The sequence below is a fragment of the Mesorhizobium sp. M0621 genome, assembly GCF_040320745.1.
Classification (GTDB): Bacteria; Pseudomonadota; Alphaproteobacteria; order Rhizobiales; family Rhizobiaceae; genus Mesorhizobium.
Genome location: NZ_JAMYQF010000013.1, coordinates 22593 through 37843, shown reverse-complemented (window position 1 = coordinate 37843; position 15251 = coordinate 22593). Strand labels below are relative to the sequence as shown.

The following is a 15251-nucleotide window of genomic DNA, read 5'->3' as shown; positions in this document are numbered from 1 at the left end:
TTTACTCCGCGAGGATCGGAGCTGCGTCGTTGGCATGACCGCGAAGCTCCTTTTCCGGCATCAGCATCAGCGTGACCAGCCCCAGCAGCAATGTGGCTGCGGCGACGACAAAGATCATCACGAACGGCTCGACCGATGCGCTATGACCAGCGATCCGCACGCCTTCACCGGCAAGCGGCAGGCCATAGCCCAGAGCGACCGCGCCGAGCATCGCGACCCCAAGCGCACTGCCCAGCGAGCGCAGGAATGTCAGCACACCGGTCGCGACGCCAAGATGCATGCGGTCGACGGCGTTCTGGACCGACACGGTGGTGACCGGAAACGTCGTTCCGGTCCCCAACCCTATGCAAATCGTCAAAACCTCTACTTCCAGCAGCGATGCATGCCCTGCGACAAAGGCCAGCAGGCAGAGGCACAGCATGCTGAAGACGACGCCCACCATTGCAATGCGCTTGTAGTGGGTGAAGCGCGGTATCATACGCCCGCTGAATGTCGCGCCGCCGACGGTCCCCAGCAGAAGCCCAAGCATCGCGGTGCCCGACTCTGCTGCCGACAGGCCGAGCACCGACTGGAGATAGACGGGCAGGTACACCGCCATACCGACGCTTGCGGCCTGAAGCAGGAACATCGAAAGCGTGCCTGCCAGAACGATTGGATTGCCAAGCACTTCGAGCGAGATGAGCGGTTCGGCGGCTCGCATCAGCCTCAAGGCAAAAGCGCCCCAGAAAATCGCCGAGCCGCAAAGAACGCCGATGACTTCAAGCGAAATCCAGGGATAGGCGCTGCCGCCCCAATTCAATGCGAGCAGCAACAGCGCCGTTGCGATGATCAGAAGCAGCGCGCCCAGGCCGTCGATACGATGGTGCTTGGCGGCAATGGGCAGTTTCTTGAGCGGCTTGTTGATGATCGCCATCGCAAGAAAACCCAGCGGGATATTGATCCAGAAGATCAGCGACCAGTGCAGGTGCTCGGCGAAAGTGCCGCCGAGCAACGGTCCGGCAATGCTGGCAACAGCCCATGTGCCGGAGAACCAGGCGGCGTAACGTGCCCGCTCGCGTGGCGGAACGAGATCGCCGACGACGGTCTGTGTCAAAGCGAACAAGCCGCCGCCACCGGCGCCCTGGATCGCCCGCCCGACAACCAGCACAAACATGTTGGGGGCCATCGCACTGACCAGTGAACCCGCCAAAAAGATCAGGATCGCGGCATAAACGGTCGGCCGGCGGCCATAAACATCGGAAATCTTGCCGTAGAGCGGGGCCACGGCGGTTGCGGTCAGGAGGTAGCCGGTGACGATCCATGGCAGATATTGTGCGTTTCCGAGCGCATGCCCGATGGTCGGCATGGCTGGCGCGACGATGGTCTGGTCGAGTGCCGCCAACAGCATCGACAGGAGCACGCCGCCGATGATGGCGTTCTTTTCGCTCTCGGTCAGCGGCGCGCCAGTTTCCACCATCGTTTGATTGTCGACAGCCTGGTCCATGATCGTTCATCCGTAAGCTTGCGATGACCGGCGCTGTTCAGCCGCTCCGGCCTTTTGACCGTCTCGATCGCATTGGCGTTTTGAACTCGCGCCTGGCGAGCCTGCTATATGTCGTCCATATAGGCCGATTTCGACAGGGGCTCGAAAGTTTTTCAAAGCTGGCACTATGCTTCGGCGAATTTGGCTTTCGTCAGTTCGAGCGCTCAGGCCGGCGGCAATTGACCGTTCCCGATGCGCTCCATCCGGTAGCGCAGCAGCCTCAGGATGCGGCTTTCGAAATTGACGCTTTCGACACGGTCGAACTGGAGCTGGGCCCGGTCGTGCCTGGCAAGAACAGCCGCGGTGATCGCGGCGGCCTTGGCCTTGGCGGCGCTGCAGCTCCTTTGCGGGTAGGTGGCTTTCAGCGCCTCTTCGAGCTCGCGGCCATGGTTCTTGGCAATCTCGACGTGGCGCTCCTCGTGGCGCTTGATGTCGGCGGCCAGCGTGTCCCAGAACAGCCTGACATCGGCATCGGACTTGCGTGGGCGTCGCCACTCGGGGAGGATCACCTTCACCTTGACGGTCACCACAGCGTCGGCGATCCGGCAGGAGTTCGATGTCTGCGCATAGCTGACGCGGGTGGTGAAGGCCATCTGGGTGGCGCCCGGGTGGCGCGTGCCCGTGCTTTTCACCTCCGGCCCGCGTTTGAAGAGCTGCGCCTCGATGTCGTCGAGCGTGCTGCCGCCAACGGCGAAGTAGCTGTAGGTCTTGACGAGATTGGCCGCACCCGCCGGGATCGGGGTCACGGCGAGCAGCAGCGCGCCAGCCAAGGATTGTTTGATGCCAAGCATGGATCGTTTCATCATGTTGCCTCTTCGACCACCTTGCTTTACGGCCGTTGCCGGCGCAACGGAATTGATCCGCTAGGGATCACACATGGTTGATGAGCCCTAGGTTGATGAACCCCATGGTTGATGAACAATGACGGCTAGGCGATGGCAGTTGGCGCATGGACGCCATCTCGACCTTGGCGGCAAGGCCGTGGTCGTCGGCATCCTCAACGTCACGCCCGACAGCTTTTCCGACGGCGGTCTGTTCGACGCCCCTGAAAAGGCGCTGGCCCAGGCACGGCGCATCATGGCGGAAGGGGCACTGGTCGTCGATGTCGGTGGAGAATCGACCCGCCCCGGTGCCGCCGTGGTATCGGCAAGCGAGGAACAGGCCCGCATCCTGCCGGTGATCGAAGCGCTGGCGAGCACTAGTGAGGTGCTGATTTCGGTCGACACCTATCGCGCCGACACCGCCAGGCTCGCGGTGGCCGCCGGCGCCCATATCGTCAACGATGTCTGGGGTTTGCAGCGTGAGCCTGACATTGCGCGTGTCGCCGCCGATACCGGTGCCGGGCTCGTCATCATGCATACCGGGCGGGATCGCCAGAAGCTGCCGGACGTGATTGCCGATCAGTTGGAATTCCTGCGAAAATCGCTCGAAATCGCCGACCAGAACGGCGTTGCCGACGACCATATCGTGCTCGATCCGGGATTCGGCTTCGCCAAGGAGACGGCGGAGGAAAATCTCGACCTGATGGCGCGCTTTTCGGAATTGCATACACTCGGCTTGCCGCTGATGGCCGGCACGTCGCGAAAACGCTTCATCGGCACAGTCACCGGCCGCGATGCGGCTGACAGAGGTGTTGGAACGGCGGCGACCAGCGTCATCCTGCGGCTCAAGGGCGCCAATCTGTTTCGCGTCCACGATGTCGCATTCAACGTGGACGCGCTGGCGCTCGCAGATGCTATGCTGGCGCGTCAAACCGACCGGGCGAGAGACTGAGCGATGTATGTCATCCGCATGAAGAACTGCGCTTTCTTTGCCCGGCACGGCGTGCTGGACGAGGAGGAGAGGCTCGGCCAGCGCTTCTATGTCGATGCCGCTCTCACCGTCGATCCCGGCAGGGCGCTTGTCGAGGATTCCATCGAGGATACCGTCAACTACGGCATTGCGTTCACGGTGATCGAAGAGATCATCACCGGGCATCGCCGTTTTCTGATCGAGTCCCTGGCGCTCGAAGTGGCCCGTGCGCTGACGGCGCGTTTTCCACAGATCAAGAAAGCCGAAATCACCGTGCGCAAGCCGAACGCCCCGGTGCCCGGCGTGCTCGATTACGTCGAGGTGACCGTTGTCTGGCCCGAATAGTACGGTCTATCTCAGCCTTGGCGGCAATCTTGGCGACCCGGCGAAATCAATGGGCGCGGCGTTGCGCATGCTCGATGCCGATGCGGACACGCGTGTCACCGGCGTCTCCTCGCTCTATCGCACGCCGCCCTGGGGCAAGCTCGATCAGCCGGATTTTCTCAATGCGGCTGCCGCAATTTCCACCGGGCTATCGCCGCGGGCGCTGCTCGACCTCTGTCTCGATGCCGAACGCAAGCTGAAGCGGGTGCGCGAGGAACGCTGGGGGCCGCGGCTGATCGACATCGACATTCTGGTGTTCGGCGACCGCGTCATTCACGAAACCGGGCTGGAGGTGCCGCATCCGCGCATGCTGGAGCGGGCCTTCGTGCTGGCGCCGCTGGCCGAGATCGCGCCCGGCCTGGTCGTCAGTGGTCGCAGCATCACGGACCGGCTGGTCGCCGTCGACACATCCGGCATCGAGCGACTGTCATCCGGCCGGGATTGGTGGCTGGCCTGACGCTTGGGCGAGGCGGCAGCCGGGCTTTTAGCCCGAGAATCCGCCGCCATCCAGGAATGTCTGCTCCTGCGGGGTGGTTTTGCGGCCAAGCATCCTGTTTCGGTGCGGAAAACGGCCGAAACTCTGAATGATATCGCGGTGTTCGACGGCATACTTCAGATAGGGTTCGGCCCTGGCCAGGGTCAGATCGACCGATATGTGCTGGTCGGCAAGCAGTTCCGAATGCTCATACGGCAGATAGAGGAAGACGCGGATTTCTTCCTCGAGCGCCAGATCATGGCCGGCCGCGATCGCCTTTGCGGCAAAATATCTGGCGAGCGGGTCGGTCGCGTACATATGGCCGGTGCCGCGAAAGCAGTTTCGCGGAAACTGATCGAGCAGGATCATCAGCGCCAGCGAGCCTTCGGCATGCTCCAGCCAGGCGTCGCATTCACGCCGCGCGGCGGCGTAGTGGAGATCGAGAAAGCGGTCGCGGAAGTCGGCATCGAATGCCTCGTTCTTCTCGAACCAGGCATCCTCGCCGGCATCGCGCCAGAATTTGGTGACCGACAGGGCTCTGCTGTCCAATTCCATGCACAATTCCTTGCTCAATCGGCGGGTTCGGATTTGTGCAGCACGCCGGCCGTCTCTTCGTTGAGCGCCTGGCCAGGGCGGCGCGGCGTGGACAGCGGTGTCGGTATCGGCGTGCCGATATTGCCCCTCAGGAAGCGCTGCCCGGCGCGAATGCCTTCGGCGAGCTGGGTTTCGAAGCGGTCGGTGTCGCGGCGCCTGACATCTTCGATTGTTTCAGCCACGTCTTCCGGATCGACACCCAGCGATTCCAGTGCCGAGCCACCGAAAACAAGTGCGGATTCGAAGGTTTCGCGCAGTTGGAAATCAACACCGGCGCGAATGAGTTGCAGCGCCGTTCCGCGGTCGAAAGCGCGGGCCAGCACGGTGAGCAGTGGGAACTCAGCCTTGATCAGCTGGGCGATGCGAACGGCCACATCAGCCTTGTCGACGCAGATCAGCACGGCGCGCGCCCGGCCGGCGCCGGCGGCATGCAGGATGTCCAGCCGCGTACCATCGCCATAGTAGACCTTGAAGCCGAAATCGGCCGCCGCCTGGATCATTTCGACATCATTGTCGATGATTGAGACGTCGATGCCGCGCAGCAGCAGCGGTTGGCTGGCGATCTGCCCGAAGCGGCCGAAACCGATGACCAGCACGCTGCCGGTCAGGCCATCGGCGACATCGACGCCGTCGAGTGACTGCTCGTCGCGCGGTGTCAGATACCGCAAGGCGATGATCGCCAGCGGCGTCAGCACCATGGAGATGATGACGATCGCCGTCAGCGTCGCGTTGGCGTTGCCGTCGATGATGCCGACGGCCGCGGCCGCCGAGTAAAGGACAAAGGCGAATTCGCCGCCTTGCGCCATGAAGACCGCGCGCTCCAGCGCTTCGCGATGACCTGATTTCAGGACGCGGGCGACGATGTAGATGCCGAACGCCTTCATCACCATGTAGGCGACGACATAGATGGCGATCAGCCGCCAGTTCGCGGCGACCACATGCAGGTCGAGCGACATACCGACCGCGAGAAAGAACAGGCCGAGCAGGATGCCGCGGAAGGGTTCGATGTCGGCTTCGAGCTGATGGCGGAAGGTCGATTCGGACAGCAGCACGCCGGCCAGGAAGGCGCCCATCGCCATCGACAGGCCGCTAAGCTGCATGGCGAGCGCGGATCCGAGAACGACCAGAAGTGCTGCTGCCGTCATCACCTCGCGAGCACGGGCTTCCGCCAGGATGCGGAAGAACGGATTGAGCAGATATCGGCCGGCCACCACCAGGCCGACGATCGCGGCGAGGCCGATGCCGACCTCCGTCAGCCGCTCCGACAGGCTGGTGTCGGCCCCACCGGGCGCCAGGAATGCGATCAGGGCCAGCAGCGGCACAATGGCCAGATCCTCGAGCAGCAGGACCGATACGATGCGCTGGCCTTTCGGGGAGGCGATTTCGCCGCGTTCCTCGAGAAGCTGCATGACGATCGCCGTCGAGGTCAGCACGAAGCCGGCGCCGGCGACGAAGGATTGCGCGATCGGAAACCCCCCCGCCATGCCAACGCCGGTCAGCAGAAGCGCGCAGACGCCGACCTGCAGGGCGCCGAGGCCGAAGATCTCGCGGCGCAGGCCCCACAGCCGCGACGGCTGCATTTCCAGCCCGATGATGAACAGGAACATGACGACGCCAAGCTCAGCGACATGCAGGATGGCTTCCGATTCGGAAAAGACGCCGAGACCGAACGGACCGATCACCACACCGGCGGCGAGATAGCCGAGGATCGAGCCCAGCCCCATGCGTTTAAAGATCGGAACCGCGACGACACCCGCGGCGAGCAGCGCCACCACCTGAATAAGCTCGCTGCCCGATGCTTCCGCCGCCATGCCTCTTTTCCCTGTGTCTGACAGCACTCCTTGCATGCACTGGGAGCGGGAGGCAAGGGCACAAAGCTTGACAGGAAGGGCACAAAGCTTGACAGGAAGGGTAGGGTGCCGTTGACGCGATTTCCTTGGTGGAACAACGGTCTCCGCTTGCCTGCCGGACGTTCGGCATATATATCAGCCATATGTCTGACTATTCGTCCCGCCCGTCGTTGCCGCACATCCCGATGGATGCGCTTAGCGAAGTTCTGCAAGACTTTCGCTTGAGTGGTGTCAACTATGGCCGCTGCGAGCTCCGGCATCCATGGAGCATAGACTTTCCGCAACAAAATCTGCTTCGTTTCCATTTTGTCGGCCAGGGTCCATGCTGGATTCATACCGAAGCGCAAGGCTGGCAGGAGTTGCGCAATGGCGATCTGGTGCTGCTGCCGCAAGGCATCGCCCATCGGTTGGCGAGTGCGCCGGATGTTGCAGGCGACTCGTTCCAGGGTTGTCAGGTGATCAAGTTGGGGGGCAACGTCTGCGAGGTGGTGCGGGAAGGAACGGGCGCGACGAGCACCCTTTTCTGCGGCTCCATGACCTTGGACTCCTGTGCGCTTAACCCATTGATCTCGTTGATGCCGCCTATCATCAAGGGTTGCGACGTGGCCGGCAATGACCCGGTCGTTGGTCCTTTGCTGGCGGCCATGACGGCGGAGGCCGCACATCCGCAGATGGGCAGCGCCACCATCTTGTCGCGTATGGCGGACTTGCTGACAGCCCGGCTCATCCGCTGCTGGGTCAATTGCTCGGGAGCCTCGACCACGGGTTGGCTCGCAGCCATCCGCGATCCCCATATTGGCCGCGCGCTGGCAGCAATGCACCGAGACCCCGGCCGTAACTGGACGCTGGAAAGTCTCGCCGGCGTGGCAGGTCAATCGCGCTCGATTTTCGCCGAGCGCTTCAGCGCTGTATTGGGGGAGGGTGCTGCACGCTATCTCGCTCGCCTGCGTATGCAGCTTGCCCGCGAGTTGCTGGGGCAAAACGGCTTGTCGGTTGCCGAAGTCGCTACCCGTTTGGGCTATGATTCCGAGGCGTCCTTCGCGCGCGCGTTCAAGCGCATCACCAATGTCTCGCCCGGTGTTGTGCGTCGCACAATTCCCGGACGAATAGACATGAATTTCGGATTTTAAGATACATATCATCCGGACGGACCCGTCTATGAAGATCTCTAAACTTTGGAGATCCTTCAGTGACTGACACAACATTACAGCTTGAAGACGCCGCGATTGGCCTTGATGCCGACGCGCCGGTCGCGTGGAGCGCGGCCACCTGGTTCGCGGTCCTTTCATTGGCGGCCACCAGCTTTGCCCTTGTATCAGCCGAATTCCTGCCGGCAGGTCTGTTGACGCCAATGGCGAGTGATCTCGGCATCAGCGAGGGGACGGCTGGACAGGTCGTCACCGCCACCGCCTCCGTCGGCGCCGTGACGGCCATGTTGAGCAATGTTCTCATCGGCCGATTGAACCGCAAGACGGTGCTGGTTGGCCTCATGGCCTTGGCGGTCGGTTCTAATATTCTTGCAGCGTTGGCGCCTAATTTCTGGCTGTTGTTGCTAGGCAGGGCCGGACTGGGGATTGCTCTCAGCGCTTTCTGGGCACTTTCGGTTGCTGTCGTTGCAAGGCTGGTCGGCGCCAATGCGACAGGTCGAGGCATGGCTATCGTCACCCTCGGGGTCTCGCTCGCCACCATTGCCGCGCCCTCGATGGGTGCGTTGATCAGCGACTGGCTGGGATGGCGCAGCGCCATGGCCATGACGGCGGGGCTGGCCGTGATTGCCATGCTTTTGCAGTTGCTTAGCCTGCCGACCTTGCCTGCAGCAGCAAGCAACAGTCTTGCAGACGTATTTCGGCTAACACGGCGGCGTGGTATTCAACTCGGCATGCTTGCCATTGTCTTGCTGATGACAGGGCATTTTGCTGGCTCTGTCTATGTGCGTCCCTTCCTCGAACACGTGACGCTCCTTGCAACCGGGCCAATTGCCCTGGCTCTGCTCGGATTTGGCATCGCCGCCGTGATTGGCAATATTGCCGGCGGCCGCATGGCCGACGCCAATATCCGCATTGCTCTCGTGGTAACCGCCGCATTGATGGCGTTTGCGGCGCTGGCATTGGTGCTTTGGGGCGTGCACATCGGCGTTGCCTTCGGGTTCGTTACACTTTGGGGCCTCGCCTTCGGCATGGGGCCGGTGGTGCTGCCGACCAATCTGTCGCGTGCGGCGCCTGATGCGCTGGAAGCGGCGGGTAGCCTGATGGTCGTCTCTTTCCAGGTTGCCATCACGATCGGCGCGGTTGTCGGTGGTTATGTCGTGGACACCTATGGTGCCACGGCGCCCTTGACTCTGACCGCCGTCCTTGCAGCGGCGACGGCCCTGCTGGCGCTGCTACAGCCTCGCGGCTGAACCTTGCTCCAGCTGCGCTAAAGCGCGTCGCGCCTGAACGGCCTCATGCGACGCGCTTTAGGTTGTTGTACTATGCATGTCGTTGTCCCAAAACCGCTGCGCACTTTTGGGCGACACGCATTAGGCGGCCTCGAATCCGGATCGCCGGCGATGTTGCAAGCGCGAAACACAAGTTGACGCCGGGAATACGTTGCATCTTGCCACAATCGATGGCTAGGGACGCTCGGCTTCGGCCATTGGAGGGCGATCGACGATCAAGTCGCGCCCTTTTTGAGGAGATGACTGACACATGAAGAAGTTTTTGTTTGTTGCCGTCGGCCTGGCGGTGCTAGCCGGTTCGGCTTGCTCGAAGGCGCCCGAGTGCACGGCGGAGATCGCGACCAAGAAAGCGCAGGACATGGCTGCCGCGCTGCAGGAAGCGGTCACCAAGGACCCGTCCAAGGCGGCTGACCTGACGGCCAAGGTCCAGGCGGTGACAACCAAGTATCAGGGCACCACGACGTTGGCCGACGCCTGCAAGGCATATGACGAGGTAACCGCGGCAATCAAGGGCTAAGCGCCTGATTCGATGGGTTCAAACGAGGCGGCGACCATTGGGTCGCCGCCTGTTTCTTTGGATTGTTCAGTTCGGGGCGATGGAGCCGACTTCGACGGCGTCGACGCGCTTCAGGCTCATGCCGATCACCGGCACCAACTGGTCGTCGACGCGCACGGCAATGGTCACTGTCATCGAATTGTCGTCGGGGATGCGGGCCTGCATGACGCCGCGCAACTGGTTGCGGTTGATGGTGAAGACCACCTTGCGGGCATCGACCACATTGCCGCCGATGATGTCGAGGCCGGAGCCGGTCGCACCACCCATGAAGCTGCCCTTGTAGCCCTCGCGGCCCTTGCGCTCGATCTTGGCCGACATCGGCTGGGTGAACATGCCGACCCGGCAGCCGCCGTCGAGTGACATGCCGACCTTGCCGTCGGGTGTCGAGCCGGTGAAGCTGCAGTTGAATTTGGTGCCCTTGTACTTGCCGGCGACGATTTCGCCGGGGCCGATCCATTTGCCTTCGGCCGACTGGAAGAACTGCTTGTCCGGCTCCGCCGCGGAGCCCGCTCCGGCAATACCGACGACTGCTGTGATCACGGTTGCCAGGGGCAGGAGGCTGGACAGAAATACGCTTTTCATCGACGACACCCGGCAACAAAGAGGCTGTTTGGAACCCGTCTGACCATGAACAAGATTGGTTAATGCTTCGTCACTACGGTGCCGCCACAAAGCAGTTCGGTAACAATTCCGAAGGTCCAAACGCTCCGGCCCGGCTCACTTGCCAGGCGGGGCGGTTTCACCGTCTTTCTTGGTGGCAAACGATGTCAGCGCAGAGAGGAAATCGCCCAGTCCGGGACGCTTCGCGGCGCTGAAGGGTAGGGGACGCGCCGTTTCCATCGCCGCGATGCCGATGCGCGCCGTCATCATGCCGTTGACGACGCCCTCGCCGAGCTTGGCCGAAAGGCGTGCCGCCAGGCCGTGGCCGACGATCTGTTGGACGAAACTGTCGCCGATGGCGATCGAGCCGGTAACCGCCAAATGCGCCAGCACGCTGCGCGCCAGGCGGAAGAAACCCAGCGTTCCTGGCCGTCCGCCATAAAGTTCCGACAGGCGGCGGATGAGCCGCCCGGCCTCGAACACGACATAGGCGACATCGACGAGTGCGCGCGGGCTGACCGCCGTCACCAGCGAGACGCGTTTGGCTGCCTCGAGAATCATCACCTTTGCCCTGGCATCGAGGGGACCGAGAATTTCGGCTTCGGCCAGGCGCACCAGATTGCCGCCGTCGATGATTTCGCCGCGCAATTCGGCCAGCGCGCGCCGGCCGGCCGCGGTCTCGGGTTTGGCCGCGACAAAGGCCGACAATTCGTCGACGACCGATCGTGCTGCCTTGGGATCGTCACGCGCGATCGCGTCGAGCGCCCGCTTCTGCAGCTTTTCGACCTCGGCGAGGCGGGCAATCGCCAGGAATTCGCGAATCAGGATGATCACCAACGCCAGCACGGCGACGGCAGCCATGCCCGCGGCCAGCCAGCCCAGCCATTCGGCGCGCGCGAAGAGGTCGCGTATGAGCTGGTCGGTCCACAGGCCGACAGCCAGCGAAACCAGGACGCCAAAGGCGCCGAAGAAGATGCTGCCGAGCAGCGAGCGTTTCCTGGGGGCGATCGCTGGCGGCGGCTCCGCGGCAATGATGTCGGGCTCGTCGAAGACGTCGACTTCCGCCGGGATGACCATCGCCACATCGGTTTTCATCGCGCGGGGCTTTCGCCCCGTGTCGGTCTGTGCACGATCGGCCTGGGCACGGTGCGCCTGCGGCGCTTCCTGCCTGGATACGGGCTCCGGCTCGATGCGGAATGCTGCCGGCTTGCGGGGCGCGATCATGCCAGACGATCTCCGATCAGGAACTGCAAGGCGCGGTCGAGCCTGATATGCGGCAGCGACAGCGTGACACCTTCGGCCGTGCGTTCGAGCTTTGGTGGACGGAAACGGACGAAGCGGATTGCCGGATCCGCGGAGTCCTGCTTGTGATCGGGGCCCGAAACATCGAACACCGCATCAATTTTCTCCGGTAAGTCACCGGGAAATATGGCTGTTTCTGTCTTTCCATCAAAGGTTTCGCCGTTGATCTTCTCGCCGGCGATCGGCGTGCCGATGATGACGGGAAGCGTCTCTCGACCTTGCTTGACGGTGCCTTCGCGTGTCGCGCGCATCGCCGCCATGGCGACAACATCGACATCGGCGCCGGTGAAATTCGCGCGCGCCACGGCGCGGTCGGCAAGCCGCCGCACGATCGCCTGCAGGCGATCATGGCTTTCGTGGTGCAGATGGTCGGCCTTGGTCGCGGCAACCAGTATGCGGTCGATGCGCCGCGAGAACAGGTCGGTGAGGAAGCTGCCGCGGCCGGGACGGAAACAGCTGAGGATCTCGGTCACCGCGCGCTCCAGGTCGGCCATGGCACCAGGGCCGGCGTTCAGCGCCTGCATGGCATCGATCAGCACGATCTGGCGATCGAGGCGTGTGATGTGTTCGCGGAAGAACGGTTTGACGACATGCGTCTTGTAGGCTTCGTAACGCCTGTCCATCATGGCGTGCAGCGACCCCGGGCGCGGACGCCTGTCGCCGATCCCGGCCAGGGGCGCGAAGGTCAGTGCCGGCGAGCCTTCGAGATCACCAGGCATCAGGAAGCGGCCGGGCGGCAAGGTCGAAAGTGCCCGTTCGTCGAGCTTGCACGCCTTCAGATAGGCGGCGAAGCTCTCGGCCAGGCGGCGCGCCGTCATCTCGTCGGCATCGGCGTTCGGGTCGATCTCCGCCGAGAGCGCCCGCCACGCCTGCGACAGGTCCTCGCGCACCGGCAGAACGGCCATTTCGAAGGCTTCGTGCGAAAAATCGGCGAAGGATTTGCCGAGCAGCGGCAGGTCGAGCAGCCATTCGCCGGGATAATCGACGATATCTACCGACAGTCTGCCTGAGGAAAACATGCGGCTCCAGCCGGAGGCCGATTCATATTCGATGGTCAGCCGCAGTTCCGAAATGGCGCGCGTCGAATCGGGCCAGGCGCGATCGTCGACCAGGGCTGCGATGTGATCCTCGTACTGGAAGCGCGGCACGGCGTCGTCCGGCTGCTGCTCGAGGAAGGCGCGGGCGATGCGCCCCGATTTTTGCGCCTCGAACAGCGGCAGGCGCCCGCCATGGATCAAATTGTGGACAAGGGCCGATATGAACACCGTCTTGCCGGCGCGGGACAATCCGGTCACGCCGAGGCGCAGCGATGGGGAAAAAAGCCCGGTGGCGCGCCCCGACAACGTGTCGAGGGCAATCCTCGCCTCGTCGGTTAAGGTGGTCAGCGATGATGCCAAAATGTGATCTCTCAGGGCTTCGGTCCGTCCGATATAGGCTCTGCAACCAGGCTTTGAAATGGCTTCAAAGATCGGCCGGCGTCAGGAACGCTTCGAGATAGCCGGTGCCCTGGGCGGCCTTGGCAAGAGCGCCGTCGAAGCGCACGACCGCCAGGCCCGCGGTCGGGAATCCATGGTTGAGCGTAGCCCGCGCCGTCTCGTCGCCGTCGCCCGAAACCGCCATGGTGAGGTCTTCCGTCATCGGATTGTGGCCGATCACCAGCAATGAGCCCGCCCCGCCATTTTCGCGGATGAGATGGAGGTAACCGGCCGCGTCCGCGCTATAGAGCGTATCGAAGAACAGCACCCGGCCGGTGTCGGTCTGGCCGGCCAGGCCCTCCAGCGTCTCCTTGGCGCGCTTGGCATTGGAGCACAGCGTCAGGTCCGGAACATAGGAGCGGGAGCGCATGGCGGCGCCCATCATTTCGGCGTCGGCGCGGCCGGATGCATCGAGCGGGCGATCGAAATCGCGCATGCCGGGCAGTGCCCAGCCAGCCTTGGCATGTCGCAACAGATAAAGCCTGCTCACCCAACCTCCGATGCCGAAGCCTTCCAGGATTAGCCACGAGAACGCGTTGCGCACAATGGCTTGTGTGCTTCGAATACCCGAATCACCCATGCTGCAGTGCCGCAAAAGGCGGTTGTGCACCGGCCGAAAATCACAGCCGATGTTCCGAAAGCATGTCGCGCCGGATCCAAAGCGTCACAGCGCAGTTTGGTATCAGAACGACCGTACGCCGCTGCAAAGGCGCGCGCCGGGGCACATTAACAATTGCGTGAGACAGCGGCTGATTGCGCTTGTGCAGGCGTCGGACGGCGAATATATAGGCGCCAAATTTGGGGCAGTTTGGGTGAGTCGAATGAACGACATCGTTACCGCCGATTACGTACCCTCCGAAGACGAGCCGTTCATGAACGAGCGGCAGAAATCTTACTTCCGCTCAAAGCTCGTCACCTGGAAGAATGACATATTGCGCGAAGCGCGCGAAACACTGGAAATCCTGCAACAAGAAAACGCCAACCATCCCGATCTGGCCGATCGCGCCTCTTCGGAAACCGACCGCGCCATCGAACTCAGGGCGCGCGACCGTCAGCGCAAGCTCATTGCAAAGATCGATTCCGCGCTGCAGCGCATCGACGAAGGCACTTATGGCTACTGCGAAGAGACCGGCGAGCCGATCGCGCTGAAGCGGCTCGATGCACGTCCGATCGCGACGCTATCGATCGAAGCGCAGGAGCGGCATGAGCGCCGCGAAAAAGTCTACCGCGACGACTGAGGGCCAAGGCCGGCGGCGCGACAAGCCGTCATGGGCGACGATAATTTTGAAATGGCCGGGTTTTCCGGCCATTTTTATTGGCGCGGCAGACACCTTCCAAGGCGTACGAAATCCACAAACCCTTGACACATGGGCTCTGAAGTATGGGCCCTTGAAGCATGGGCCTTCCAAAAGTGTGGTTCGGCAGCCCAACCGGTTACGATTTTCGCGTGGGATAGCTACTCAGCGGCCGCTCATCGCTTCTGGCTGGAGAGTTCGCCGAGAAGCTTTGTCATTTCATCGTCGAGCGACTGTGGCGCCTTGGCCGGCGGTTTGCCCACCGGGCTGCCGGAGCGGGGCTGGTCAAGCGACACTTCGAGTTCCCTCATCAGCGTGTCGTCGATGCTGTCCTGCATTGCTGACGGCGGCGGCGTATGCCTGACCGTGTTGGCATTGGCGGAGCCATAGGCGGGCAGCGGCGTGACATTGGTCGGCTGGTAGCTTTGCGTTGCCGGTCTTGGCGCCGGTGCCGGTGCCGGCGCTGTTTGGCGTGGGCGGGCGGGCGGTGCGGTGTTCACCGGCTGCGGGGCGGGTGCTTGTCTCGCCGGCGGTGGAGCGGGTTGCGGCGGACGCGGCCTTGCCGCCGGGGCCGCAGCGGCCGGGACCGGCTGCAAGCCGCCGTCTCCGGTCAATGCCGGACGGCGTAGCGCCGAAAGACGGATATCGCGCTCGACGACGACGTCGGTCGGGCCGCCGATCAAAAGCAGGTGCTCGATGTCGTCGCGGCGCACCAGCACCAGCCGGCGATGGCTGTCGACGGCGGTCGCATCCATGACAGCCAGCCGCGTCTTGCGGTTCCGGCCACCGGCAACGAAGGTTCCGAACGTCAGATTGCGCACCAGCTTGATGATGACGAGAACGATGACCAGCAAGACAAGTGCTGCAAACGTCCACAACAGTGCTGCGGCATAACCAGGGCCCGCCACGCTATCCAGCCATTGCATTGGTTTCCCCTGATTGCCCTTGGAAGAAACGTGACACTAGACCG

Annotated in this window: 16 protein-coding genes; 7 read left to right on the top strand and 9 right to left on the bottom strand. The window is 62.9% G+C overall.

All coding sequences use genetic code 11. The annotated features are described in order from the left end of the window. Position 1: 1 nt before the first annotated feature. Both NKI38_RS11900 and NKI38_RS11895 read right to left on the bottom strand, forming a co-directional pair. Positions 2-1483: an MDR family MFS transporter gene (locus NKI38_RS11900; RefSeq protein ID WP_352657673.1), complete on the bottom strand. Its 1482-nt coding sequence runs from the start codon at positions 1481-1483 to the stop codon at positions 2-4. A 203-nt stretch (positions 1484-1686) separates the two neighbouring features. Beyond that, positions 1687-2328, bottom strand: coding sequence for a DUF922 domain-containing Zn-dependent protease (locus NKI38_RS11895; RefSeq protein WP_352657670.1), 642 nt, complete (start codon positions 2326-2328; stop codon positions 1687-1689). Between the two features lie 115 nt (positions 2329-2443). On the opposite strand from NKI38_RS11895, the gene folP reads away from it, so the two are divergent. The 3 genes from folP to folK are packed head-to-tail and all read left to right on the top strand — an operon-like array spanning position 2444 to position 4154. Beyond that, complete coding sequence (folP, locus tag NKI38_RS11890) at positions 2444-3295, top strand: dihydropteroate synthase (RefSeq protein ID WP_352657667.1); 852 nt, start codon at positions 2444-2446, stop codon at positions 3293-3295. Between the two features lie 3 nt (positions 3296-3298). After that, positions 3299-3658, top strand: coding sequence for a dihydroneopterin aldolase (folB, locus tag NKI38_RS11885; RefSeq protein WP_352627883.1), 360 nt, complete (start codon positions 3299-3301; stop codon positions 3656-3658). Continuing rightward, positions 3642-4154 carry a 2-amino-4-hydroxy-6-hydroxymethyldihydropteridine diphosphokinase gene (folK, locus tag NKI38_RS11880; protein WP_352657664.1) on the top strand — a complete coding sequence of 171 codons (513 nt, stop codon included), beginning with the start codon at positions 3642-3644 and terminating at the stop codon, positions 4152-4154. The genes folB and folK overlap by 17 nt, the downstream gene beginning before the upstream one ends. A 27-nt stretch (positions 4155-4181) precedes the next feature. Here folK and NKI38_RS11875 read toward each other — a convergent pair whose 3' ends face one another. Both NKI38_RS11875 and NKI38_RS11870 read right to left on the bottom strand, forming a co-directional pair. Next, the gene (locus NKI38_RS11875; RefSeq protein WP_352657663.1) at positions 4182-4727 is read right to left on the bottom strand and encodes a DUF924 family protein; all 546 of its coding nucleotides are present in this window, start codon (positions 4725-4727) and stop codon (positions 4182-4184) included. Positions 4728-4741: 14 nt separating this feature from the next. After that, positions 4742-6577 (bottom strand): monovalent cation:proton antiporter-2 (CPA2) family protein, encoded by a 1836-nt coding sequence (locus NKI38_RS11870; RefSeq protein ID WP_352657660.1) that lies wholly within the window; start codon positions 6575-6577, stop codon positions 4742-4744. Between the two features lie 182 nt (positions 6578-6759). On the opposite strand from NKI38_RS11870, the gene NKI38_RS11865 reads away from it, so the two are divergent. From NKI38_RS11865 to NKI38_RS11855, 3 genes are all read left to right on the top strand, one after another. After that, positions 6760-7746 (top strand): AraC family transcriptional regulator, encoded by a 987-nt coding sequence (locus tag NKI38_RS11865; RefSeq protein WP_352657657.1) that lies wholly within the window; start codon positions 6760-6762, stop codon positions 7744-7746. 59 nt (positions 7747-7805) lie between these two features. Further along, the gene (locus tag NKI38_RS11860; RefSeq protein ID WP_352657654.1) at positions 7806-9014 is read left to right on the top strand and encodes an MFS transporter; all 1209 of its coding nucleotides are present in this window, start codon (positions 7806-7808) and stop codon (positions 9012-9014) included. Positions 9015-9303: 289 nt separating this feature from the next. Then, on the top strand, positions 9304-9570 hold the full coding sequence (locus NKI38_RS11855; protein WP_352657652.1) for a hypothetical protein: 267 nt from the start codon (positions 9304-9306) through the stop codon (positions 9568-9570). 66 nt (positions 9571-9636) lie between these two features. Here the strand turns inward: NKI38_RS11855 and NKI38_RS11850 are convergent, their stop codons facing one another. From NKI38_RS11850 to NKI38_RS11835, 4 genes are all read right to left on the bottom strand, one after another. Continuing rightward, positions 9637-10191, bottom strand: a complete 555-nt coding sequence (locus tag NKI38_RS11850; RefSeq protein ID WP_352657650.1) for a hypothetical protein — start codon at positions 10189-10191, stop codon at positions 9637-9639. A gap of 135 nt (positions 10192-10326) precedes the next feature. Further along, positions 10327-11433 (bottom strand): YcjF family protein, encoded by a 1107-nt coding sequence (locus NKI38_RS11845; protein WP_352657648.1) that lies wholly within the window; start codon positions 11431-11433, stop codon positions 10327-10329. Further along, complete coding sequence (locus NKI38_RS11840) at positions 11430-12908, bottom strand: YcjX family GTP-binding protein (RefSeq protein WP_352657647.1); 1479 nt, start codon at positions 12906-12908, stop codon at positions 11430-11432. The genes NKI38_RS11845 and NKI38_RS11840 overlap by 4 nt, the downstream gene beginning before the upstream one ends. A 64-nt stretch (positions 12909-12972) precedes the next feature. Then, positions 12973-13476: a SixA phosphatase family protein gene (locus NKI38_RS11835; protein WP_352657646.1), complete on the bottom strand. Its 504-nt coding sequence runs from the start codon at positions 13474-13476 to the stop codon at positions 12973-12975. Positions 13477-13807: 331 nt separating this feature from the next. Here NKI38_RS11835 and dksA point away from each other — a divergent pair, with 331 nt between their 5' ends. Further along, on the top strand, positions 13808-14224 hold the full coding sequence (dksA, locus tag NKI38_RS11830) for an RNA polymerase-binding protein DksA (RefSeq protein ID WP_013531862.1): 417 nt from the start codon (positions 13808-13810) through the stop codon (positions 14222-14224). A gap of 233 nt (positions 14225-14457) precedes the next feature. Here dksA and NKI38_RS11825 read toward each other — a convergent pair whose 3' ends face one another. After that, positions 14458-15207: a hypothetical protein gene (locus NKI38_RS11825; protein ID WP_352657644.1), complete on the bottom strand. Its 750-nt coding sequence runs from the start codon at positions 15205-15207 to the stop codon at positions 14458-14460. Positions 15208-15251: the final 44 nt, after the last annotated feature.

What these genes read in the sequence shown, in the direction of transcription:
- NKI38_RS11855 (WP_352657652.1), top strand. Translation starts at nt 9,304, where the DNA reads ATGAAGAAGTTTTTGTTTGTTGCCGTCGGCCTGGCGGTGCTAGCCGGT.
- NKI38_RS11845 (WP_352657648.1), bottom strand. Translation starts at nt 11,433, where the DNA reads ATGATCGCGCCCCGCAAGCCGGCAGCATTCCGCATCGAGCCGGAGCCC.
- NKI38_RS11825 (WP_352657644.1), bottom strand. Translation starts at nt 15,207, where the DNA reads ATGCAATGGCTGGATAGCGTGGCGGGCCCTGGTTATGCCGCAGCACTG.
- NKI38_RS11900 (WP_352657673.1), bottom strand. Translation starts at nt 1,483, where the DNA reads ATGGACCAGGCTGTCGACAATCAAACGATGGTGGAAACTGGCGCGCCG.
- NKI38_RS11875 (WP_352657663.1), bottom strand. Translation starts at nt 4,727, where the DNA reads ATGGAATTGGACAGCAGAGCCCTGTCGGTCACCAAATTCTGGCGCGAT.
- dksA (WP_013531862.1), top strand. Translation starts at nt 13,808, where the DNA reads ATGAACGACATCGTTACCGCCGATTACGTACCCTCCGAAGACGAGCCG.
- folP (WP_352657667.1), top strand. Translation starts at nt 2,444, where the DNA reads ATGACGGCTAGGCGATGGCAGTTGGCGCATGGACGCCATCTCGACCTT.
- NKI38_RS11870 (WP_352657660.1), bottom strand. Translation starts at nt 6,577, where the DNA reads ATGGCGGCGGAAGCATCGGGCAGCGAGCTTATTCAGGTGGTGGCGCTG.
- NKI38_RS11865 (WP_352657657.1), top strand. Translation starts at nt 6,760, where the DNA reads ATGTCTGACTATTCGTCCCGCCCGTCGTTGCCGCACATCCCGATGGAT.
- NKI38_RS11850 (WP_352657650.1), bottom strand. Translation starts at nt 10,191, where the DNA reads ATGAAAAGCGTATTTCTGTCCAGCCTCCTGCCCCTGGCAACCGTGATC.
- folB (WP_352627883.1), top strand. Translation starts at nt 3,299, where the DNA reads ATGTATGTCATCCGCATGAAGAACTGCGCTTTCTTTGCCCGGCACGGC.
- NKI38_RS11895 (WP_352657670.1), bottom strand. Translation starts at nt 2,328, where the DNA reads ATGATGAAACGATCCATGCTTGGCATCAAACAATCCTTGGCTGGCGCG.